This is a genomic window from Thermoflexibacter ruber, assembly GCF_900113045.1.
GTDB lineage: Bacteria > Bacteroidota > Bacteroidia > Cytophagales > Thermoflexibacteraceae > Thermoflexibacter > Thermoflexibacter ruber.
On sequence record NZ_FONY01000015.1, the window covers coordinates 1 to 21,501 of the forward strand.

Genomic DNA, 21,501 nt, shown 5'->3' on the forward strand with positions numbered 1-21,501 from the left:
AAGGGTATGTAGGGTTGGGAAAAAGGCTTGAGAATACACTTGATTATGAGCTAATTATACAAAATAGAGCAAACCAAGTAGCTAATACTGCTACTGAAAAAGCATTTCTTGGTATTTTTCGTAAAACCATTGAAACAGTAAACTCAATACTGACAGAGCAGTTTAACATACAATATACACGTGCAAAGAGTGCTTGGGGACTAACAAATAGAATTATCGCAAAAATAACATCCCTAACTTTTGCTATTTATTTAAACTTTATAACTCAACAACCTATCTTAGATATAAAAAACTTTATATTTTAACTAGCACAATTGGTAAACCAAAATAAAAATATGTTCTAATTTGAAGCAATACTATATTATTCAGATATTTATATCTTAGTTTATATAATCTCACATAGATTTATTGTAATTCCTTATTGCCTAATGAAAATAACAATAACACTTGCCTTGGTGCTTACCTTTTCAGGTTTTGTGTATGGTCAGTTTCCTAATACAAACTTAATAATTACTTCTATAAGAACGGGAGATACGGAAGTTTTTATTGTTAATCCTCTAACGGGTGATGCCTTTAACCTGACCAAAGCCCCTGATTCAGAAGAACGCTACCCTGCATGGTCACCAAATGGGGAAAAAATAGTTTTCACTTCTAATAGAGAAGATGGAAAAACTTTTCAACTTTATATAGTCAATAAGGAAGGGAAAGGTCTAAAACAATTAACTCATCTTCCTTTTGGCTCTGTAGCATATTGGGCAAGTTGGACGGCAGACGGTAAGTACATTTATTTTAACGAAGGCAATACCAGCAGCATTTATCGGATAAAACCGAATGGGACAGGTTTACAAAAAGTAGCGGAGGGCAGGGATGGTAATATCTCGCCTGATGGCAAGAAAATAGTTTTTACCCAACAAGGTAAAAAAGGTTACGGTGTTTGGGTAATGGATGCAAGCGGTGAGAATAGAAAACAGATTATTTCTCATGAAAGTAACATAGGAGGTATTGCACCTGTTTGGTCTGCAGACGGCAAAAAAATTGCTTTTTCTGGACAAGACGGCGAATATGCAGAAATTTTTGTTTGTGATGCTGACGGAGGGAACTTAAAACAACTTACGCACTTAAAAAAAATTAGTAGTTCTCCTGCCTTTTCTCCTGATGGTCAATACCTTACTTTCAGAGTTACTGACTTTGCTTATTGGCGGGAGGAGCAGAGCAGAAATACGGCATACACACAAAAACAAGCAGATAAGCGTCCCGTCTATCTAATGAAAGCTGACGGCTCAGAGGCAAAAATAATAGAAGTATTGCACTATCAATGTGCTATTGACGGAAGTAGGGCAGAGTGGCAACCTAATAAAAAATAAAAATTGCTCAATGCACACTTAACATTTTGGACAAAACGGTAGAAATGCCCTCTGTCAATGTGAAATTAACTATGAGTAAGATTTACGAAGGCATAGACGTATCCAAAAAGAAAAAGTAATTTTTTTGATTTTCCGTTCCCTTTCACATATCGTTTTGGCTCATATTTCCGTTATAAACTAAAAATAATCTTACAAAATATGAGAAAACTGTTTTTTATTTTTACCCTTGCTTTTTTTGCGATTGCTTCGCAAGGATACGGTCAAGATGCCAAACAGAAAGGCGAGGAGAGGGCTGACGAAATAGTGAAGTTCTTGAAAATCTACGACCAGAATCAAATCCGAATGATTAAAATTGCTTCGGAAGAGTATTATAAAAAGTATGATGAAATCGAAGAGAGCGAACCAGACCCTGAAAAGCGCAAAATCAAGCACTTACGCAATGAGCAAAAGTTTGAGGCAAGGCTCAAATCAGTTACCACCCCCGAGCAGTACCGCAATTATGAAATAGGCTTGAAAAATAAGAAAAAGCCTAAAAGTAAGTAATTTTTTAATTTTCATAATTATAATTTTCTGGGTGATAGGCTGTAACATTCTTGAAAAGGGCTTTCAAGGTTACTAAATCTGCTTCTATAGCTCCTGTGGGATAAAATAAATCAAAAATAATAGTTTCCTTTTTTTTGTAATCCAATCCCACAGGAATGATAGGCACGCCTGCACTGACTGCGATATGATAAAACCCTTTTTTCCAATCATCTATGTATTTTCTTGTGCCTTCAGGGGCAATCACGATTCCAAATTCTCCTTTGGCTTTCTTGTACTTTTCTACTACCTGTTCCACCAAATTATTGCTTTTGGTTCTATCCACAGGCACGCCACCAAGCCCATAAAAAATAAAGCCAAAAGGAGGTTTGAACAAGGTGTGTTTTCCTAAAAATTTGGTATTGAAGCCGTACCCAGCAATGTATCTTGCAAAAAGCGCTACAATAAAATCCCAATTACTTGTATGAGGGGCGACTATCATAAGAAATTTCTCAGGACGCTTGACTATTTGGTTGCGTACTTTCCAACCAATAAGCCAGTAAATGAATATACAGATTTGTTTTAAGAACCACTCCATTCCTGCATCAATTTAAGGTTAAGGGAAAATGAACCCTAAATTAATTATTATGATGAAATAATGGTTTTAAGGCGAGGTATAATTTTTCAAATACTGAAAAATTTTTCATGTAAACTGCATGATTTGCCTCATTAGGCAAAAATTCTTTTGTTATGGGTATCATTTCTTGAGCTTCTTTCCACTCATTTATTTCTCCTAAAGCCTTCATAGCCAAAATACAAGCACCAATAGCAGTGCTTTCAGAACTATTAGGCACAAGAATTTTTTGGTTGAAAATATCAGCCATCATTTGTACCCAAAAATCAGACTTGGTAAATCCGCCAGTGGCATAAATACAAGGCTCTTTTGGTGCGGACTGTATTTCTTTAAAAACTTTGCCTACGCTATATAGTGCAAATATAATTCCTTCTAAAACAGCACGATAAAAATGTGCTTGTGTATGATTTTTCCCTATCCCCAAAAACACTCCCTTAGCTGAGGAATCCCAAATAGGTGCGCGCTCACCCAAGAGATAGGGCAAAAACACCAAACCTTCAGACCCAGTGGGAATATTTGTCGCAGATTGGAATATATTTTCTACAGATTCGTCTGGAGAAAAAGCCTCTCTTAACCACTGCAAGATAATACCTCCATTATTGACTGCTCCACCTATAACATATTGGTTATCATCAGTATAATAGCAAAAAGTTCGCATTTGTTCATCAACGAATGATTGGGAGGAGGTCATGCGAATAGCCCCACTTGTGCCAATGGTAGTAGCTATTTGTCCTTCCTCTATCGCCCCTGCTCCTAAGTTTGCCAAACAACCATCACTTGCGCCTATTATAAAATTAATATTAGCAAACTCAGGAAACTTTTTAGTTTGAAAAATAGCAGTAGTAGGAACGGGAGTAGAAAGTTTATTTTCTTCTATCCCAATAAGTTGTAGGCTGTCTTTGTACCATTTCAAATTAAAAACATCAAATAAACCTGTGGCAGAAGCAAGTGAAAAATCTATGACATATTCTCCAAAAAGTTTAAAAAATACATATTCTTTAATACCAATGAATTTATGTGCCTCAGCAAGTAACTCAGCTTGATATTCTTTGAGCCACAGCAATTTGCATAGTGGGGACATGGCATGGACAGCCGTTCCTGTTTGCCTGTAAATTTGTTTGCCTAAATCCATTTCTCTCAGATTATCAGCTATTTGCTTTGCTCTACTATCTGCCCAAGTAATGAGTAGGGTCAGTGGTTTTCCTGCTGCATCTATCGCCATGAGGCTGTGCATGGCGGCACTGAATGAAATCGCTTTGATTTGATTCTTATTGCCTTGATTATCAGCTAATATATCTTTGAGTACTTTGACTGTTGCATTAAAAATTTCTTCTGGGTCTTGTTCTTGGAAGTCAGGAGAAGAAGAAAAAATAGGGTAAGGAATTTGACGAATATTTTGGACTACACCCCGATTATCAATACTTACGGCTTTTACGCTACTTGTGCCTATGTCGACTCCTATGTACATTGGATAGTGTTTTATAGTTTTAAAGTGATTATTGATGTCAATTTTCAAAAGTCTTCAGATATAAAAAGTGTTTCTTTGCTTCTATTTTTCCTATTCATCTGCAATAGTATTTTGTTTAAAGTTTTGATAGGACTGATTATAAACAAAACACAGGCATAAAGTATCAATAGCAAATTATTTTTTCTACTTAGGGCAAGAATGGCTTTTTTTGAAAAATGTCGGAATAGTACTTCTTGATGAATGGCAAAGTTTTTACCAAAGGGACTTGATAGGATATGTCGCATAAATTCTTTTTTTCCAATTTCAGGAAGCCCTTGTCTTCTGCGTAGCATGTTATGCAAGGTCCATTGGTAATGGTATCTTTGAGCAAGTTTTTGAGAAATGACGATAGAGTTTTGACTTGCACGATATTTAGTAAGTGGTTTGTGGATAACAGCAAACATCAATCCTCGTTCTTGCATTCTAAACCACAGGTCTGTGTCCTGACCCGGATTCACATTTCTATATCCGCCTACTTTTAGAAAAGATGCCTTGCGATACATGACTGAAGGGTGTATGACTCCCACTCCTTTATTTTCTTTGAAATATCTCTGATTATCTTCCCAAGTAACTAAGTCTTTGGGAAAATCAAGTAACCTGAAGACTTTGCTATGCTCATCGATATAATATACCCAAGTAGCTACCACATCTACTTCAGGATTTGCTTCTATGAACCGCAGTTGCTCCTCTAAGCGATTAGGCATCATAATATCATCTGCATCTATTCTGGCAATCCACTCTCCTTTTGCCGTGTCAATCGCCCTATTTAGTGAATTGGCTAAACCCATATTGGCATGACTGTCTATGATTATCCTCTGGTCAAGCGTTTGGTATTTTGCTAAAATTCTGGGAGTACTATCTGTGGAACCGTCATCTACAATAATGAACTCGAAATCTTTATAGCTTTGATTTAAGACACTTTCAATGGCTTCTGCTAAAAAATCTTCACCATTATATACTGACATGACCACAGATATTTTCATAAAGGATTTAGGAGTAAATAACTGATATACATTATACTACGGTAAATTTACAAAATACTACAAAAAAATTGATAATCTTGGCATTTTAGTTTTAAAATTTCATTGGTTTCTTATTAATATCAAACTTACTAAAAAAATCTACCTAATAAAAGCTGATTCTTGTGAATCAATCCTATTTTTACCTTAGAAACGCAATTTTATTCTTAGAAACGATTAGTTTATTTAGGATATTTTATCTTGTTAAAGTAATTTAAAACAATAGTAACATGAAAATAGAAAAGTATCAAATAGACCAACACAACTACCTATACGAAAAGCAACATGAAAGGAAATTTAATTTTCTGGCGGAAACACTTGAACAAGAAGGCATCAATGTAAATACCATAGTTACCAAACTTGCTGATTTACAAATAGCTATTCCTTCGTGGGCATTAGGGACAGGAGGAACTCGCTTTGGGAGGTTCTCTGGCGCAGGCGAGCCTCGTAGCTTAGAAGAAAAAATAGAGGATATCGGCTTACTTCATGCCCTCAATCGCTCAAGTGGGGCTATCTCTTTGCACATTCCTTGGGATATTCCTGAAAATACTGATGCAATCAAGTCATTGGCAAGTAGTTATGATATTGTCTTTGATGCTGTAAACTCTAATACTTTCCAAGACCAAAAGACTCAAAACTATTCTTACAAATTTGGTTCACTTTCTCATTCCCAAAAAGAAGTGAGGCAACAAGCTGTAAATCATAATATTGAAGTAATCAAATACGGGGAAATGCTTGGTTCTAAGGCTCTTACTGTTTGGCTTTCTGATGGTTCTTGCTTCCCCGCCCAACAGAATTTTAAGAAAGCGTTGCAAAGAACTTTAGATTCTTTGCAAGAAATCTATGCTTGCTTGCCTACTGACTGGCAAATTTTTATAGAATACAAGCCTTATGAGCCTAATTTTTACTCTACTGTGATTCAGGATTGGGGAACTTCTTTTTTACTGGCAAATAAACTTGGTCATCAGGCTTATACTTTGGTAGATTTAGGGCATCACCTCCCCAACACTAATATAGAGCAGATAGTAGCAACCTTGATGATGGAAGGCAAGTTAGGAGGGTTTCATTTTAACGACTCTAAATATGGAGATGACGATTTGACAGTAGGTAGTATCAAGCCATATCAGCTTTTTCTGATTTTTAATGAGTTGGTAGAAGGTATGGAAGATAAAAACACTCAAAATCCCGTACCAGCATGGATGATAGACGCAAGCCACAATGTCAAAGACCCTTTGGAAGACTTATTGCAATCGGTAGAGGCTATCAAAATAGCCTATGCACAGGCTTTGATTATCAACAGGGAGATGCTCTGGGAAGCACAAGACAACAATGACGCAGTCAAAGCTCAAGAAATTGTACAGAGTGCATTTAGAACAGATGTAAGACCTCTGCTGGCTGAGGCAAGGAAACGTAGTAGTGCGGCGTTAAGTCCTTTGGATTTATTTAGAAAATTGGAAGTAAGAAAAAGATTAGTTACAGAAAGGGGAAAGTTGGCAATAGCAACGGGACTATAAAAAAAGAAAAACGCATGAGTATAGCTGGATAACTGCTTCATATACGAAGCCCCATGCGTTTTCTTACTATTGCATCCACCTAAAAACTTATGACAAAGTTATTAAAAGAAATATATGATGCTATATGTCTTAGATTAGAAATAGATTAGAAAATTGTTAGCGTTTGATGAGTTTAGGGTCTATGAGTTTGAGTACGTTTTCTTTATAAGACATTCCAAGAGGAATACTTGTATTCCCAATAATAACTTCCTCATTGAGAATGACATCTACTTTTGAAATATTGACAATGTAGGAGCGATGAGTTCTTACAAATAAGTCTGGTGGGAACTGTTCCTCTATATGTTTCAGGTTCAGCCATACCAACTGTGGCTTGCCTGTATTGGTGTAGATTTTTACGTAATCTTTCTGAGCCTCTACATACAATACTTCGTCAAAATATAGCTTTATAAGTTTAGAATCTAATTTGACAAAAAAGTAGTCTTTTTGAACGTCAATAACTTCTTTCTCGTTGTCTGCAATTAGTTCAAGTGCTTTATTGACTGCTTTTAAAAAGCGAGCGTAAGTAAAAGGCTTAGTTAGAAAATCCGTTGCATTGACTTCAAAACCTTCTAAAGCATATTCTTGGTGTGAAGTAATAAAGATGAAGAGCGGAGGTTCGCTCAAGGATTTGATAAACTCCAACCCATTGAGCATGGGCATTTCTATGTCTGAAAATATAATGTGTATATGGCTATTATGCAAGTAGTTCATAGCTTGTACAGGATTCTCACAACTTGCCACTAAGTACAAACTATCTACTTGATTAATATAATTACAAACAATGGTTCTACTAATCGGGTCATCATCAATAACTAAACAATTGACTTTCATAGGGTTATATTTGATTTACTCTGCAAATAAGGTAGAATACTAAGACAAATGAAAAATATACTCTAACCAATTATGAACAAATTAGCACCTAAAATTAATAGTTGTTATTTAAATTATTGCTATTTTAGAGAAAAAACTTTAAAATGTCAGATTTAGAATATTTTATTGGGCTGCTTCAAAAAGAAGTTCCTGTAAGAATTAAATATAAAGATGAATCTTGGGAAATGCGTTTGCTGTATTTTTTCATCAAGTGGTTCAACCCCCATTTTATGACTGATTTTACCACAGTGATTGGCTATACGGTCTATTTTACAAACAGAAAGTTCATTGAGCAATGTCCCAAACAAGCTATGCAAATTTTGGCTCACGAAGCAGTGCATCTATTGGACACAAAGCGTTTCTCTTTTCCCATTTTTGCCTTGGCTTATCTTTTTCCCCAAGTGCTAATTGTATTTGCTCTTCTTTTTCCTATCAATGCTTTTTATATTTTCTTTTTGTTTTTTGCTCTGCCATTACCAGCCCCTTTTCGTGCTTACTTTGAAGCGAGAGCATATAGTTTAGACATTATTTTGGGGAAAAGAAGCATAGAAAGTGTGATTAAATATTTCATCAGTTGGGATTATTACAAAATGTTTCCTTTCAAAGAAAAAATTGTTTCTGTACTTGAAAAATATAGTAAGTACCCAAGTCAAGAAATGAAATATATCATGGACTTATATCAAAAGGCAGAACCTCGCGTTTAAAATTTTTAAAAGGGAAAAAGAATTATTTATTTTTCATTTTTACTACAAGCACGGAGGCTACCTTTCGCAGACCTGTTTTATCCGATGGGCTGTTTATCACCTTGCCATTTACCCAGAAAGTAGAAGAACCTCCTCCGTCTAAGTTGATAGCCTCTTTTACTCCCAAACCAAGAAAAATATCTGCTAATTCCTCAAAAGTTACCCCTTCGCTTATTTCTTGCCTGCCATCTACTACTAAAAAAATAACTTCTTGCCTATCACTGTAACCAACTGCTGTTCTGGGATTGATACCTGCTATTTGAGTAAAAAGTTCTTCCTTGTCAGTAATCCGTTTTTGATAATTCTCTACCAATACGGGACCTCCTCCCATAGCCTCTGTTACTTTCCACTTTTTCCGCTTAGAAGGTAATTTTGGAGTAGGTTGGCTTTGTTGAAAATCGTCAGTGATTGGATTGGGCGTTTGATAAAAATAATTTTTCCCCTTCTCCGCATACACCCAAGCAATGTCTGGCTTGCGTCCCCTCAATCCAAAAGCACTGCGCGTAGGATAGCAAATATGCGTATTGTTGCTTGCATCTTTTCGTGAAACTGCAAACTGATTCGTAGCAATAGTTTTCCCTTCGGAAACAATCAAACTTACAGAAGAAAGTCCACCTTTGGCAGTATCTGGCTTAAAAGAAAAATAACCGCCATTAATAGCTAAAATAGCTTGGTTTTTTTGGGCTATCTCTGGAACTATCTCCAAGCCTTTGCCTTCCTGCGAAGCTATGCTTTTGATTTCCAAGTTTTTATCTTTCAAGTTAATTTTAGCCAAAACGATATGTACTTTTCTATTATTTGTAGGCAGATTGCCCTGATATTCAAAGATTTGGATAGAGGATGGCAAGTTTTGATAAATCTCAGTGCGTTCCTGCCAAGACAGTTTTACTTGGGCAAAAAGAACATGAATAGATAAAAGCCAAACAATCAATATTTTGCAAAATAGTAGTAGATATTTCATTTGCTTACCTTTTATACTTTTTTTTGCAAGGTAAGTAATTCCTGAGAAAATAAAAAAGGCTTTACGTAAAGTAAAGCCTTTCAATACATCATTATAAAACTTATTCTGCAAAATATGTCCAGTTGCCGTTGCGATTATTTAGTGTGAGAGAACGTCCGTTATTCTGCAAATTTACATCATATTCCATACCGCTATTATCCCTAATGCGATAGTAGCCCCGCTGATTATCCGCAGAAATTACTAAAACGTCTGTCCATGCGTTCATGCCACTTTGCGTTTGAATCTGTGATACACCACCACTATTAGCAATTCTAATGCGAAAATCTGTTCCGTTTTGAGTCATGCGGAAGGAACGATTAAAATTACTGTAAAATCCTGTGTTATTATTGGGGAAATTACTATTCGGCATATTATTATTTGGCAAATTATTATTAGGAAAGCTATTATTACTGTTCCAATTATTGCCAAACTGATTGCCTGTAAAAATCACTTGTAAAGATACAGCGCGGTTGTCCCAGCCTATTCTGCTCAAATTATCTGTGTCTTGGGTAATATCTACGAAAGAACCCTGTCCATTTTCTCTTGAATACAGACGCACAGTGAAGCCCATAGGCACGCGGATAGAAGAAATATCATAGTTCCCAACTTGCATACCGCTCAAGGTACCATAGTTGCCTTCTGGCAAACTCATCATTCTTCCTGCATAATTAGGAAGTTGGTAAAAGGTAACTTGATTAGGATTCCAATTTTGATTGTTAGTGTTATTATTATTGAACTGTTGAGTAGGAGAAAGCCCACGAATGACTTGCAAAGACATAGCTCTATCGTTCCAACCCATGCTACTTAGGTCGTTTACATCGCCGGTAATGTCGACGGAAGCCCCTCGGAAATTGTCCTGCTCAAAGAGACGTACATAATAGCCTTGTGTAACCCTTAGCGAGGTCAAATCATGTGCCAAGCCAAAGTCTTTAGTCAAATATCGCCCTTCGCCAAGTGCTTGATTCCTACCGTCAAAGTTACTATGTTGATACAATAGAGCGATGCTTCCCGTATTGATATTAGATGGTGCATCACCTTTAAATACTTGGATAGAAGAAGTGATATTGTCCCACCTAAGCGTAGCAAGGTCGTTTACATCTGCTTTGATGTCAAGGGTACGACCGTCAAAATTTCCATGCTCAAAGAGCCTGACTGTATAGCCTTGGGGGACTTTGATAGAGCTAAGGGCATCATTCCCAATAGTTAGTTGTCGGTCATTGTACCTACCCTCTGCAAGCACTTGCCCTTGTCCTTGAAAATTTTTATCTGCAAAAATAACAATGTCATTATCAGAATAATTGACTGAAGGCTTATTCCCCGCCCACCAAGGTTGATTGCCACCTCCTTGATTTTGTGATGTATTCCCAGAATTACTTGCAGGAGTAGAGGTATTATTACTATTATTATTGGTAGTAGTAGGAGGAGAAGTGGTCTGATTATTTGTAATACTACGATTTTGCAAATCTATGACGCGAATAGATGAAATTCTATCGCTCCAAAAATCCAAACTTGGAATACTGGTAGTAATCTCAAAGAAATCACCCTCAAAATTATCATTTTCAAAGACTATTAACTTAAATCCCTCAGGAACTCTCACAGAAGAAATAGCATCATTGCCTACGCCAGCGAGGTCTGCACTGCGATAATCCCCTGCTTTGAGTGATTGGCTTTTGCCGCTAAAATGTGTGTTTTCGTACACCACAGGAGCTTGTGCTAAAATATTGTTTATCAGGCATGTGATACTGAGTACGGTAATCAGGAAAAATTTTTTCATAAGTGTAAGTGTTTGGTTTGTCTAATAACCTTACAAAAAATATACAATTCATACTTAATAAATTGCAAATATGACTTAACGAAATGTTAATAATCATATTGAAGGCATACAAGCAAGTTTTTGAAACAGATTTTTTTTCATACTTGCTCTTGCTTCATACTTGACATAAAGGTTTCACTTTGAGCTTTAGCATATTGCTGCTTGTTTTGAGGAGAACTTAGCCAGTAATCAATGAGATAATGTTTGTGTTGTGATTGGATTTGGAAAAGTTTGTCCAAGTAGCTTTTTCTTGTCTTTACTTTTTCAATATACGGGGGACGTATATTTTGTACTTCTAAAGCAGTGATAAACTGTCCAGCGCTATTTTTAAAAACGACGGTTACATTGCGTTTCTCAAGCAAGTTTTCAGAGATTTGGTGTAAATTTTTCATATAGAATAAAAGTTTTAGATTTATTTAAACAAGATTTCAAAAGAATAACTACTTTATTATCAATTTTTTTGCTAACTTGCATTGCCAAATCAGACATATTTTAAAAGTTTTGCTTCTATTTAAAAGCCAAACTATTTTGTAGCTAAATTTTAAAAGTAAAACTGTTTTGTTTTCTGTTGGTGATGCAATATTAAAAGTATTTGTTTTAATTATAAAAGAATTTTAAAATTATTTCTTTTATTTAGAATAAATCTTCATTTTTGTAAAAAGAAAAACTTTTATGGACGACTTAAAAGAGATACTCGAGCTTATTAGAGAAAAAAGAAAAGAAAGAGGGATTACGCAGGCAGATATGGCGGCAAAGTTGGGCATTTCTCAAAGTGCGTACAAAGATATTGAAATAGGTAAAACAGACCTAAAAGTCAGAACTTTACAGCAAATAGCCGATATTCTTGGGATTGATTTATTTGCAAAGAAAAGTAGTAATAAGGAGCAGTCATTGATTGCCATCAATCCAGAAAATATTTACAGGGACATCAACGAACTGAAACGCAACCAAGAGGAGATGAAAAATGAGCTTAATCAAAAATTAGACGAGATTCTTAATTTTTTTGGCAAAAAGAAAAAGTAAACAAAAAAACCTTACCTTTTTGTGCATAAAAGTAAGGCTCTTAGAGAGTTAAAATTCGCTTATTAAAAGGTAACCAGATTAATACTTACATCTGCATCTAAACTCAAATCTTCTACTTCCATTTTCATATCATCGTCCCATTCATGGTAAAACCAATTAATCTGAGCATGTCCTCCTTCTTGTTGATAGTTTTTGAGTAACCTAAGAATTTCCAGAATCGCTTTTGAAGATGCTGTGTTGAAATAAGTAAGTTTACAGTTAAAAATAATAGGTTTTTTCTCCTCATTGATGTATTGTGTAAGCCAGTCTATGAGTTTTTGGTAAAATTCAAAAGTTTCCTCTAAATATGACTCCCCTGCTATCTCGCAAATACCCGTTTCCGCATTAAAATTAACTGTTGGTATAAAAAATTCGGTTTTTTCTCCTTTTATTTCAATATTTCCCATAGATTTTATGATTAGTTATTCAGATTCAGCTTTACTTTGCTTAGACACTTCAACGGAAATGATAAAGTATGAAAACTCTTCGTTAATAGGTGTAACCTCCACGCTCAAAGGATTTTGGGCTTTAATAGCTATATCTACTAAACCAATATTTGCTCCTTTGTGTCCTTCTCTTCGAGGCAGATTTCGCAAATCTCTTTTCAACTTTCTCAAGCCCTCAATATCCAACTCGTTCACTGTATTGCACTTGTCTATGATTTCGGGAACGTCCTCATTTCGAATCAAATTGCCAGATACAAGCGTAAAATGGTCTTCTGACTCACTGAGTTGAAAAGTCCCGTTTCCGGACTTTTTGAGTTGATTTTCTCCAAAAACATTGCGCTCATCCGAGTGGTGTGCAATATTTTGTGCAAGTTCTATAAAAATAGAAAAGATTTTTTTGCTTGTAAGCGGGTCTTTGTCAAACCTTGCTTTGATGTCTTCACTAATCTTTGCCAAAATAGTTTCCATGAAGGGACCTTTGTAATAGATAATTACATTGTTCTCCTCGAAATCCATATAATAGTCAAAGATATTGATTCCCTTACCCATATTCTTTGGCAGATTTTTAGTCAATTGAATTTCTAAAAAATAAGACTTAGATGAACGTATCTTTTTAACCACTGTCGGCACAAATTTTATGTTTCGGCTTTTATAACATTTCTACTTCGACTCTGCTAAGAGAAAGATAAAACAGTATATAAGAGGTTATGCGGGGTAAAATAAAGAATATTTATTTTGATATGCAAAAATTAGGCAAAAAATATAATTTGCTTGCACTTAATCAAAGATTGATAGACAAATTTGGGGGTAGGAGGCAAGAGAGATACTAAGCAGTTTTGCTGAACCATAGCGCAAGCATGAATCAACGCTAAAATCAGCAAATAAAGAGCTACTTACATCATCAATATCAATAAAAAGAAGCAACTTACAGCTATTACTGCAATAATCATCAGTGTGTCTGTAAAAGTAATATTTTTGGATTTACTTTGACCATGCACACTTTGTAATGGAGTAATGTGCTGATTTTCATTGCTAAAATTCACCAATTCAGAAAATTCTACAGGACTAATTTCTCTATCAAGCATGTATCGTATCATCCTTCGTTTCATATCCTTTGACTGTTTTAATGTGGCAAATGTTATCTTTTATTCTACTAACGTAAAATTATTGTTTTTAGTATTATTTTAATAAAAAATTGTCTTTTTCTTAGAAAACATTAAGTAAGAAAATAGCTACTTTTTTATTTTTAATGTAGAAAATTTATTTGTCTTTTTGGGTAGCCTACAAATGGATTCTATATAGGGCTTGATTATAAATAGCTTAACTATAATTTTTTTGCTTTCATATAATAAAATTTTGTTTAATACAAGGCTAAGATTTGATAGAGATTTTATCATTCTAAAAAAATGAAACCAAAAATCAATAAAAATATATAACTTTGTAGGAAAAGAATGAATGCAATGCTTGATAATACTGTTTTAGATAAATTGATGATAAACGAAGCCTATTTTACTCATAAGCATATACAACTTTTTCAGGATAGCTGTTTGAAAACCAATCTTTTTGATAAAGATTTTGTTGATTTAACCGTTACTTCTCCACCTTATAATGTCGGAATTGAGTATAACTCTAATGATGATGAATTAAACTATGAACAATATTTAGATTTTTCTGAAAAATGGCTATCCAATTGCTTCTATTGGACAAAACCACAAGGGCGTTTGGTGATGAACATACCTCTAGACAAAAATAAAGGTGGGCAGCGTGCAGTAGGGGCAGATTTGACAAAAATAGCTCAAAAAATAGGTTGGCAGTATCATTCTACTATTATTTGGAATGAAGGGAATATTTCACGTAGAACAGCTTGGGGTTCTTGGCTTTCTGCGGCAGCTCCTTATGTGATTGCTCCTGTAGAGTTGATTGTGGTGCTTTATAAAGGCGACTGGAAAAAAACGAATGGTTCAAAAATCTCAGATATTACCAAAGAGGAGTTTATGACTTGGACAAATGGAGTTTGGACGTTTAACGGGGAAAGCAAGAAAAGAATAGGACACCCTGCTCCTTTTCCAAGAGAATTGCCTCGTAGAGCTATCAAGTTATTTAGTTTTGTAGGTGATACCATTTTTGACCCTTTTTGTGGAAGTGGAACTACCTTAATTGAAGCAGAATTGCTAAATAGAGTTGGGGTAGGAGTGGAGATAGATGCTAATTATTGTGAATTAGCTAAAAATAGAATTTTAAAAGAAGTAGAAAAGATAGAAGCTTTTATCAACTAACTCCTCACGAAAATGAAAAAATTATTTTATCTCGGTGCAGTAGGGCTAATACTTTTTGAAATGGGCAATGTCTATTTCATTATGCCCCTTCCCGGAAGTCAAGAAATGAATAGCATAGACATCGCTTATTTTTTGCATACTTGGCGGTGGATTTTTCGTAGTCTTTTTACTGTTACCCTCTTTTTAGGGCTAAAAAATGCCTTGACTGCGAATAAGGTCTTCCCTACGATATTATTAGTAGGGATAGCTGTGGTTGCTTATTTTACCAATTTTAAAATGGCGGCAGACGTGATGTTTTACCAACCCTCCACCTTGCAACTCAGAGCCGTAGGAGAAAGCGAGATTGCCGATGACAAGTTGGTCATTGGGATAGCGCACAATGGACAGGCAAAGGCGTATCCTATTCAGTTTTTGGGCTATCACCACCAAGTCAGGGACAGCATAGGGGGGAAGCCCGTAATGATAACTTACTGCACAGTTTGCAGAACAGGCAGAGTATTTGAGCCTGTGGTCAATGGAAAAGCAGAGGAATTTCGCTTGGTAGGCATGGACCATTTTAACGCCATGTTTGAGGATAAAACCACCAAAAGCTGGTGGCAACAGGCTACGGGAGAGGCAGTTGCGGGAAAGTTAAAAGGCAGTATGTTAGTAGAGTTTCCTTCTTACCAAACTACTTTAAAAAAATGGAAAGAACTGCACCCTTATACTTGGGTCATGCAAGCAGACCCCAAGTTCCAAGTAGAATACGACAGCATGAAAACCTATGAAAAAGGCAGATTGACAGGCAAACTCACGCGCAGGGACACAAGCTCTTGGCAAGCAAAATCTTGGGTAGTAGGGGTAGAAGTAGGGCAGGAGAGTAAGGCTTACGATTGGAATAGCTTGCAAAAAGAAAAAATAATCTATGATGAGTTGGGCAATCAACCTATTGTGATTATTCTTTCCCAAGACGGCAGTAGTTTCATTGCCTTGCAAAGAACAGACAAAATGCAGAAATTTACTATACAAAATGATACTTTAGTGAGCCAAGAAAATCTGTATAACTTCTTAGGGAAATCGCTCAATCCTTCATTCCCAGATTTGAAAAAACTAAACGCTTACCAAGAATACTGGCACAGTTGGCAAACTTTTCACCCTAAGACTAAGAGGTAAAAGGTTATTTTGGTTGTGTAGTATTTTTTAAATTTTCCAATATAGCTTTAAGATTTTCTATTTCTTCCTTAATTCTATCTATTTCTTTTTTATCCTCATAAATATGAATGGTACTATTGACATTAAGTCCATTGGTAGCAGTACAATTCATTTGGATTATTTGCTTTTCATCTAATTTAAGTAGTTCTACCAAAGGGATTTGAAATATTTTTGCGGTTTGTTCTGCAAGTTCTAATGTAATTGGACTACGACCTCGTTCCATTTTCCCATAAGCAGATTGGGAGATACTTAATAGGTCTGCCATATTTTCTTGGCTGTAGTCTTTGGCTAAACGCAATAAACGGATAATACTACCTAATTTTTTGCTATTCATTGAATTGTAATGTTTTAGAGTTTTTTGTACTAAAAAAGTGTTTAAAGTGCTAAACTGATACTTTTAGGACTGTTATTTCCTAACAAAACTGATTAGGTTTGCAATGTAATTAAACTTTAAATTTCAAACAAAAATGAAAGTAAAATTTTCTATTTTTACTGCCTCTCTGGGAAGTTTGGCAGTGATGAGTTTATTATTTTTCTTTGTCGCTTGTAACAGAAATGTGCAAAAAGAAGTTGAACCTATCACACAAGATAAAACTCTCTCACTAAGAAGTGATGTTGTAACAGAGAAACTTCTAAAAAGTAAGGATTTTATGGATTTTGCATCATTAATTATGACTCTAGAAGACAAAAAGAACAAATGGCTATCTACTCTTTCAGCTACAGAAAGGGAAAGATTATTTAACGAAGCTTCTAATTATCGTCAAACTAAAAAACTACCAAATCTGTCTTACTCAAGTAAAGAAGAGCAAAAAGAATTTTATCAGACACTGAAAAAATTGTTGGCTAAATTGAAAAAAGAATATTCCTATAGTAATAATACACTAAATAAAGCACTCTATTCAACTTATAATACTCCTATGTTATCTAATGGGAGGATAGAAGATAATTGTACCTATGATTTTATAAGTTGCCTTATCTTTGCTTTGGACAATTATCTATCATGCGATGAGGGGTCAGATTGTCCATTAATTTATGGTTCTGACTCTATGGTATGCACACTAAAACTTCGCTACTGCCAAACAGGGCAATGGTGATAGTAAAGATAAATATTTTTAATCTTGTAGGATTATCGCTTAATGTGTAATTATTATCTTCAGTAAATTGCAATCTATAATTTCAATATATCAATGTAAAAATATTGATAATAAATGAATTAAAAGCTTTTTATTGAGTTTACAACAATAAGCAGATAATTCTTTTTAATTTGTTTGGTTTCAGGAAATATCTGTTCCTATTGTAAGGCTGACTTAGAAAGTTAAACGCTTTCCAATTTAGAAAATCAGAACTATGACTAGAGAATGCTTATTTATTGAATATCAATTAATTAAATATTGTTTCATCTAAAATCATAATTCTATGAAAGTAATCAAATTCATTATGCTATTTATGTTATGTTTTTCAATATCATTACTTGTCTTTATACCTGCTCAAGCCCAAAAGCGCAAAGAAGGCAAAATTGTCTATCTGAAACAATTTTCTGACAAGTATTTTGACCAAGTGTCAGAACGAATGGGAAAAAGAATCAACAAGCAACAAGCTACAGATAGAATTTTAAGGCAGCAAGACTCAGCTTCTTTTTATCAGAAACAGATGATGAAAATGGAAATACAAAAAATAGTGGATGCGCTATCTACTGATAAAGAACAACTTATATACTTCAAAAAAGATAGAATTTTTTATCTTTCCAGTTTTTATGTTAGTCCTATCAACAACGATACTTTGCACACTATCTTTTTGAAAGAAGATGATAGCATATTTAAGATAGTTTTAGGTAATTTAAATGGAATGGAAAGCGATAGAAGAAAGATTGCATTGAAAAAAGACGTTACTGACGGAAAGGAGATGAACAATATTATGAAAATAGAATATATAAAGGATAGCGAACCCAAAGAAATATTAGGCTATAAATGCAAGAAAGCCATTGTTACTAAAGAAGTCAGAGATACTGCTCAGAAAACGATAGTTTATTATACAGAAGAGCTGCCTAATGTAAACTTAAAATTCCCTAACTTAAAAGGCTTACCTTTACTTATTGAAAATGAAGAAGAAGGCTATATTCTCATAGCCAAAGAAATTTCCTTTGAGCCTATTCCTGATGAGCGGTTTGAAATACCCAAAGGATATAGCTTGACTATTCGGGACTGATATGCATTTAAAATTAAGTCAGTAAACCAACTATCAAAAATATGAAAACTAAAGTCTTTATTTTGTGTATTTTAAATTATATTTTCACTTCTTATGCTCAAGCGCAAACCCATACCCAAGGCAGAATAGTTTATGAAGTTACCTTTAGCAAGGAGTTTTTTGCTCAGTCAAAAAAGTAATTGGAATACAATAACCTCAAGCAAAAGCATATCAAACGCTTGACAAAGAGCAAAACATTAGCCACCGAAATTGCACCTGATGCAGTGCTTGCTCTTTTCCCTAAAATTCAGGAAGAGCAGCTTTTCTTTAAGAAAGACACTGTGGCTTATTGGAGCGCACCCGTCATCAGTAGTTCCAGAGGCGATGGGCATTATGATACACTTACTGGGGTACATTTGAAGCAAGGTGATAGTTGTAAAGCAATGGTCATAGTGAATGTGATGAATAAGAAAGAAGCTCATATTTCAGTTAAAAGAGGGTATCCCCAACCCACAAAGATTCGTTACAAATCTGGGAGAAAAGAAATTTTAGGTTTTCCATGCAAGAGAGCTATTTTGTACTGTGAAAACAAAGAGAAAAATAGCAAATGGACGGTAGAGATTTTTTATACCAAAAAAATACCCAATGCCTATTTCTTTGTGAGAATGTTTGCTTTGTAGGAAGAGAAGCATCATCGCACCTCCTTAAAGTCCAGTAAGGAAAGAAGCAAACTTTGACAAAATTTGCTTCTTTTTCTTACAACCTCACCCCAATAAAATCGAGTGTAAAAAATATTTCAATAATTATTTATTTTTTACATTTCTATTTCCTAACTTTGAACTATGGTTCAATTAAAATTAGGATTAAGGGCTTATAGTCAGCAATTTCGCTCATTTTTTCAATTTTAAAATAAATGATTGTAAAAATTTATTCCATATTTTTTGATTAGTTAATATTTATTGATATTTTTGATGCAAAATATTTTCAATAATAAGTGAATTAAACCAAATGGAGGTTTTGTTATAGCAGTAGGGTATCTCAAAACAAACAAATCACCATTTTCAAAATATAATCTTTTAAAATTATGAACGAGGTATTTGTAAAACTCAAACGCAACTTTGGATTGACGCTGATACTGGCGATAGGGCTGGGCGTAGAGTTCACCAATTTCCAAAGTATGTTTTTCAGATTCATGCTGTCGTACAGACCTGATTGGGGTGCCATCAACCATGTACCTGCCATGTTTCTGAGTGCCTTTTTGCTCTTGTGCATCGTCATTTTTGGGATTCGCAAGCAGGTAGTGTTGTCTTGGTTTTTGGCTTTGCTGACTTGTGTGGTTTCTTTTACCGTATATAGCCGCATGGAGTTGAGCTGGGAATGGGAGAAAATGGACGAACTGAACTTTGTCGTGCTGATTCTGAGTGCCATGTTGCCTATGTTAGTAGCTTATAGCACTCATCAAATCGCTCACGATGAAGAGGAGGACATGAGCGAACTCATGGCTGACTTGGAACGCAGGAAACGCAGACAAATGCAAAACGAGATGATACGTCAAAAAGAACTGCAATATGCTCAAGAGCGTAAGCGTTTGAAAGCCTCTTTAGCACAAGCTTTGAGAGAGGAGGAGCGTATGAAAATGAGAGATTTGCAAAGCTATCAAAACGGATTTGCTAATCCCTACCAAGATGATGAGGATTTTGAGCCTGTTTACCAAAAAGCAAAATACTCCTCGACTCAAGAGGACTTGGCAGAGAAATTTGTAACCAGTAAGCAGTATAACTCTGTGAATTTCACACCCATAAGGGATAAATCTTCTAAAAATACCTCTTACAAGCCGGTGGAAAATAAAGAGAAAAGCAACCACACCAAAGAGCGTTATGCAGAGGAGAAAAACACAGAAAGCAAGCTAAAAACTACTCCAAAAATTATGCAAGCAAAGCCTCAATACGAGGAAGCAGAAAGCAGAGTAGTTAAAAATGAGGTGATAACAAGAAATGAAAACCTCTCTAAGCGATTCAGAGAAGAGATCGAGAAAGAACAAAGGCAAGAGCAAGAAAAGCAAGAGGTAGCAAGAGAAGTAGTTTTCAATTTTGCCAAAAATGAAAATGTAGCTAAGCATATCCCTCTCTCTAAGATGAGCGAGGACAGCAATCCACGCAAAGTAGCTGGAGGATACAAAATTACTTGTGTGCATTGTGGGAAAGAAGTCGTCAAAAAGTCAAAAACAGCCAAATACTGCTCTACCTCCTGCCGAGTAGCACACAACAAAGAGTCGGGCATAGAAGACGATGGCAAAGGTCATGCTTTTTACTTAGTAAAAGACGATTTTGAAAACTCTGGCGTGATAGAGTGGGCAAATGCAGAAAGCGTATAATATATAATATAAGATTGAAAATCAAGCTCTTTAAAGTAAAATATTGTTAATCATTTGTTTATGTGAAAATCTACCATAGTTTTCAATGTTTTATGTGATAGTATATAAAACACCTCTGAGGCACAATTTACTTTAAAAAAGAACTTTTAAAATCAATGATTGGCACTGTCAGAAAGTTAAGTAAGCCCAATTTGCATCTTTCCACGAAGTTCAAAAACGGGCGAACTAAGCCAGAATAAAATCAGTTTTGCTACTATATCAAAGTATCTTCTTTCAATGATTAAAATGAAAAAATGAATAATCAAAAACTTTAAAACAGCTAAAAAAATGACAAAAGTAGAAAATGCAAACAAGAAAACAATAGAAAAGCGTTTGGTGGAAAATCCCAAAGCCAATGCTACTCTTGGGAAGTGTTGCAAATACTGCAATAAGCAGATTCAATACTTTACCAATGATAGGCAAGAGTATTGCTCTAACACCTGTCGCAGTGCGGCGAACCAAGCTAAGCGCATTGCTAAGATGGAGATGAGTGAGCTAAAAAAAGAAACTGCAGAGATAGCAAAGCGTTTCCCAAATGGAAATGATGCAATCAATGCCGCTCATAACATGACCAATGAGCAGCTTTGGAAGTTAGTAGAGGTAATGATGACTGAGTTGGCGGCAGAGAAAGCCAAAAACGCAAGCCTTTCTAAAGAATTAGGACGCTTCAAAAAAATAGCTTTCAACTTGTATGTTACTGAGTAATTGTTGGTTTTTAGTTTGTAGTTTTTTGTGATATGCGATTAAGTTCCTTGTTCATAATTAGTATCTTTTAACTCTGCTATATAAATTTAAAGTATTTGACTAATTTCCTTTGAAAAAGCTATTCAAATTTGGATAGCTTTTTTTGTTGTAGGGACAAGGAAAAACCGTTCTTTAACCTCGATTGTTGTACCAACTTTCTAAA

24 protein-coding genes are annotated in these 21,501 nt (G+C 35.1%); 13 read left to right on the plus strand and 11 right to left on the minus strand.

Going from position 1 to position 21,501, the window contains the following annotated elements; genetic code table 11:
• The 3 genes from BM141_RS22910 to BM141_RS09400 all read left to right on the plus strand — a co-directional run.
• Positions 1 to 305, plus strand: a 305-nt coding sequence (locus tag BM141_RS22910) for a hypothetical protein (RefSeq protein ID WP_394331678.1), incomplete at its 5' end; no start/stop codon positions are given.
• Between the two features lie 123 nt (positions 306 to 428).
• A complete protein-coding gene (locus tag BM141_RS09395; RefSeq protein WP_091544457.1) occupies positions 429 to 1,364 on the plus strand; it encodes a TolB family protein in 936 nt (311 codons plus the stop codon).
• A 198-nt stretch (positions 1,365 to 1,562) separates the two neighbouring features.
• Positions 1,563 to 1,907 carry a hypothetical protein gene (locus BM141_RS09400; protein ID WP_091544462.1) on the plus strand — a complete coding sequence of 115 codons (345 nt, stop codon included), beginning with the start codon at positions 1,563 to 1,565 and terminating at the stop codon, positions 1,905 to 1,907.
• Between the two features lie 4 nt (positions 1,908 to 1,911).
• Here BM141_RS09400 and BM141_RS09405 read toward each other — a convergent pair whose 3' ends face one another.
• The 3 genes from BM141_RS09405 to BM141_RS09415 are packed head-to-tail and all read right to left on the minus strand — an operon-like array spanning position 1,912 to position 4,989.
• On the minus strand, positions 1,912 to 2,481 hold the full coding sequence (locus BM141_RS09405) for a 1-acyl-sn-glycerol-3-phosphate acyltransferase (RefSeq protein WP_091544466.1): 570 nt from the start codon (positions 2,479 to 2,481) through the stop codon (positions 1,912 to 1,914).
• A 40-nt stretch (positions 2,482 to 2,521) separates the two neighbouring features.
• Positions 2,522 to 3,985 carry a gluconokinase gene (locus BM141_RS09410; RefSeq protein WP_221407657.1) on the minus strand — a complete coding sequence of 488 codons (1,464 nt, stop codon included), beginning with the start codon at positions 3,983 to 3,985 and terminating at the stop codon, positions 2,522 to 2,524.
• Positions 3,986 to 4,029: 44 nt separating this feature from the next.
• Complete coding sequence (locus tag BM141_RS09415) at positions 4,030 to 4,989, minus strand: glycosyltransferase (protein WP_221407658.1); 960 nt, start codon at positions 4,987 to 4,989, stop codon at positions 4,030 to 4,032.
• A gap of 284 nt (positions 4,990 to 5,273) precedes the next feature.
• Here BM141_RS09415 and BM141_RS09420 point away from each other — a divergent pair, with 284 nt between their 5' ends.
• Complete coding sequence (locus tag BM141_RS09420; RefSeq protein WP_091544472.1) at positions 5,274 to 6,557, plus strand: sugar isomerase; 1,284 nt, start codon at positions 5,274 to 5,276, stop codon at positions 6,555 to 6,557.
• A gap of 156 nt (positions 6,558 to 6,713) precedes the next feature.
• Here the strand turns inward: BM141_RS09420 and BM141_RS09425 are convergent, their stop codons facing one another.
• Positions 6,714 to 7,427 (minus strand): LytR/AlgR family response regulator transcription factor, encoded by a 714-nt coding sequence (locus tag BM141_RS09425; protein WP_091544475.1) that lies wholly within the window; start codon positions 7,425 to 7,427, stop codon positions 6,714 to 6,716.
• Between the two features lie 143 nt (positions 7,428 to 7,570).
• Here BM141_RS09425 and BM141_RS09430 point away from each other — a divergent pair, with 143 nt between their 5' ends.
• Positions 7,571 to 8,170, plus strand: a complete 600-nt coding sequence (locus BM141_RS09430; protein ID WP_091544478.1) for a hypothetical protein — start codon at positions 7,571 to 7,573, stop codon at positions 8,168 to 8,170.
• 22 nt (positions 8,171 to 8,192) lie between these two features.
• Here the strand turns inward: BM141_RS09430 and BM141_RS09435 are convergent, their stop codons facing one another.
• The 3 genes from BM141_RS09435 to BM141_RS09445 all read right to left on the minus strand — a co-directional run bounded on the left by BM141_RS09435 (position 8,193) and on the right by BM141_RS09445 (position 11,414).
• Positions 8,193 to 9,170 (minus strand): phosphodiester glycosidase family protein, encoded by a 978-nt coding sequence (locus tag BM141_RS09435; RefSeq protein WP_143090869.1) that lies wholly within the window; start codon positions 9,168 to 9,170, stop codon positions 8,193 to 8,195.
• Positions 9,171 to 9,270: 100 nt separating this feature from the next.
• Entirely contained in the window at positions 9,271 to 10,983 is a 1,713-nt protein-coding gene (locus BM141_RS09440; RefSeq protein WP_091544485.1) for a beta/gamma crystallin-related protein, read from the minus strand.
• 137 nt (positions 10,984 to 11,120) lie between these two features.
• Positions 11,121 to 11,414, minus strand: a complete 294-nt coding sequence (locus BM141_RS09445) for a hypothetical protein (protein ID WP_091544489.1) — start codon at positions 11,412 to 11,414, stop codon at positions 11,121 to 11,123.
• Between the two features lie 280 nt (positions 11,415 to 11,694).
• Between BM141_RS09445 and BM141_RS09450 the strand changes: the two genes are divergently transcribed.
• Positions 11,695 to 12,045, plus strand: coding sequence for a helix-turn-helix domain-containing protein (locus BM141_RS09450; RefSeq protein WP_091544492.1), 351 nt, complete (start codon positions 11,695 to 11,697; stop codon positions 12,043 to 12,045).
• 62 nt (positions 12,046 to 12,107) lie between these two features.
• On the opposite strand, the gene BM141_RS09455 is transcribed toward BM141_RS09450, so the two are convergent.
• From BM141_RS09455 to BM141_RS09465, 3 genes are all read right to left on the minus strand, one after another.
• Positions 12,108 to 12,491, minus strand: a complete 384-nt coding sequence (locus BM141_RS09455) for a DUF1987 domain-containing protein (protein ID WP_091544495.1) — start codon at positions 12,489 to 12,491, stop codon at positions 12,108 to 12,110.
• 15 nt (positions 12,492 to 12,506) lie between these two features.
• Positions 12,507 to 13,079 carry a SiaB family protein kinase gene (locus BM141_RS09460; protein WP_091544497.1) on the minus strand — a complete coding sequence of 191 codons (573 nt, stop codon included), beginning with the start codon at positions 13,077 to 13,079 and terminating at the stop codon, positions 12,507 to 12,509.
• Between the two features lie 344 nt (positions 13,080 to 13,423).
• Positions 13,424 to 13,639, minus strand: a complete 216-nt coding sequence (locus tag BM141_RS09465) for a hypothetical protein (RefSeq protein WP_143090870.1) — start codon at positions 13,637 to 13,639, stop codon at positions 13,424 to 13,426.
• Between the two features lie 351 nt (positions 13,640 to 13,990).
• On the opposite strand from BM141_RS09465, the gene BM141_RS09470 reads away from it, so the two are divergent.
• Positions 13,991 to 14,806, plus strand: coding sequence for a DNA-methyltransferase (locus BM141_RS09470; protein ID WP_091544751.1), 816 nt, complete (start codon positions 13,991 to 13,993; stop codon positions 14,804 to 14,806).
• 12 nt (positions 14,807 to 14,818) lie between these two features.
• On the plus strand, positions 14,819 to 15,958 hold the full coding sequence (locus tag BM141_RS09475; protein ID WP_091544503.1) for a DUF3179 domain-containing (seleno)protein: 1,140 nt from the start codon (positions 14,819 to 14,821) through the stop codon (positions 15,956 to 15,958).
• Positions 15,959 to 15,962: 4 nt separating this feature from the next.
• Here BM141_RS09475 and BM141_RS09480 read toward each other — a convergent pair whose 3' ends face one another.
• Positions 15,963 to 16,331, minus strand: coding sequence for a helix-turn-helix transcriptional regulator (locus BM141_RS09480; RefSeq protein ID WP_091544505.1), 369 nt, complete (start codon positions 16,329 to 16,331; stop codon positions 15,963 to 15,965).
• Positions 16,332 to 16,464: 133 nt separating this feature from the next.
• Between BM141_RS09480 and BM141_RS09485 the strand changes: the two genes are divergently transcribed.
• The 5 genes from BM141_RS09485 to BM141_RS09505 all read left to right on the plus strand — a co-directional run bounded on the left by BM141_RS09485 (position 16,465) and on the right by BM141_RS09505 (position 21,299).
• The gene (locus tag BM141_RS09485) at positions 16,465 to 17,091 is read left to right on the plus strand and encodes a hypothetical protein (RefSeq protein ID WP_091544508.1); all 627 of its coding nucleotides are present in this window, start codon (positions 16,465 to 16,467) and stop codon (positions 17,089 to 17,091) included.
• A 322-nt stretch (positions 17,092 to 17,413) separates the two neighbouring features.
• Complete coding sequence (locus tag BM141_RS09490) at positions 17,414 to 18,202, plus strand: hypothetical protein (RefSeq protein ID WP_091544511.1); 789 nt, start codon at positions 17,414 to 17,416, stop codon at positions 18,200 to 18,202.
• Between the two features lie 179 nt (positions 18,203 to 18,381).
• Positions 18,382 to 18,861, plus strand: a complete 480-nt coding sequence (locus BM141_RS09495; protein ID WP_091544514.1) for a hypothetical protein — start codon at positions 18,382 to 18,384, stop codon at positions 18,859 to 18,861.
• Between the two features lie 404 nt (positions 18,862 to 19,265).
• Complete coding sequence (locus BM141_RS09500; protein ID WP_091544517.1) at positions 19,266 to 20,555, plus strand: caldesmon family protein; 1,290 nt, start codon at positions 19,266 to 19,268, stop codon at positions 20,553 to 20,555.
• Positions 20,556 to 20,882: 327 nt separating this feature from the next.
• Entirely contained in the window at positions 20,883 to 21,299 is a 417-nt protein-coding gene (locus BM141_RS09505; protein ID WP_091544519.1) for a hypothetical protein, read from the plus strand.
• The last annotated feature ends 202 nt before the right edge of the window (positions 21,300 to 21,501 follow it).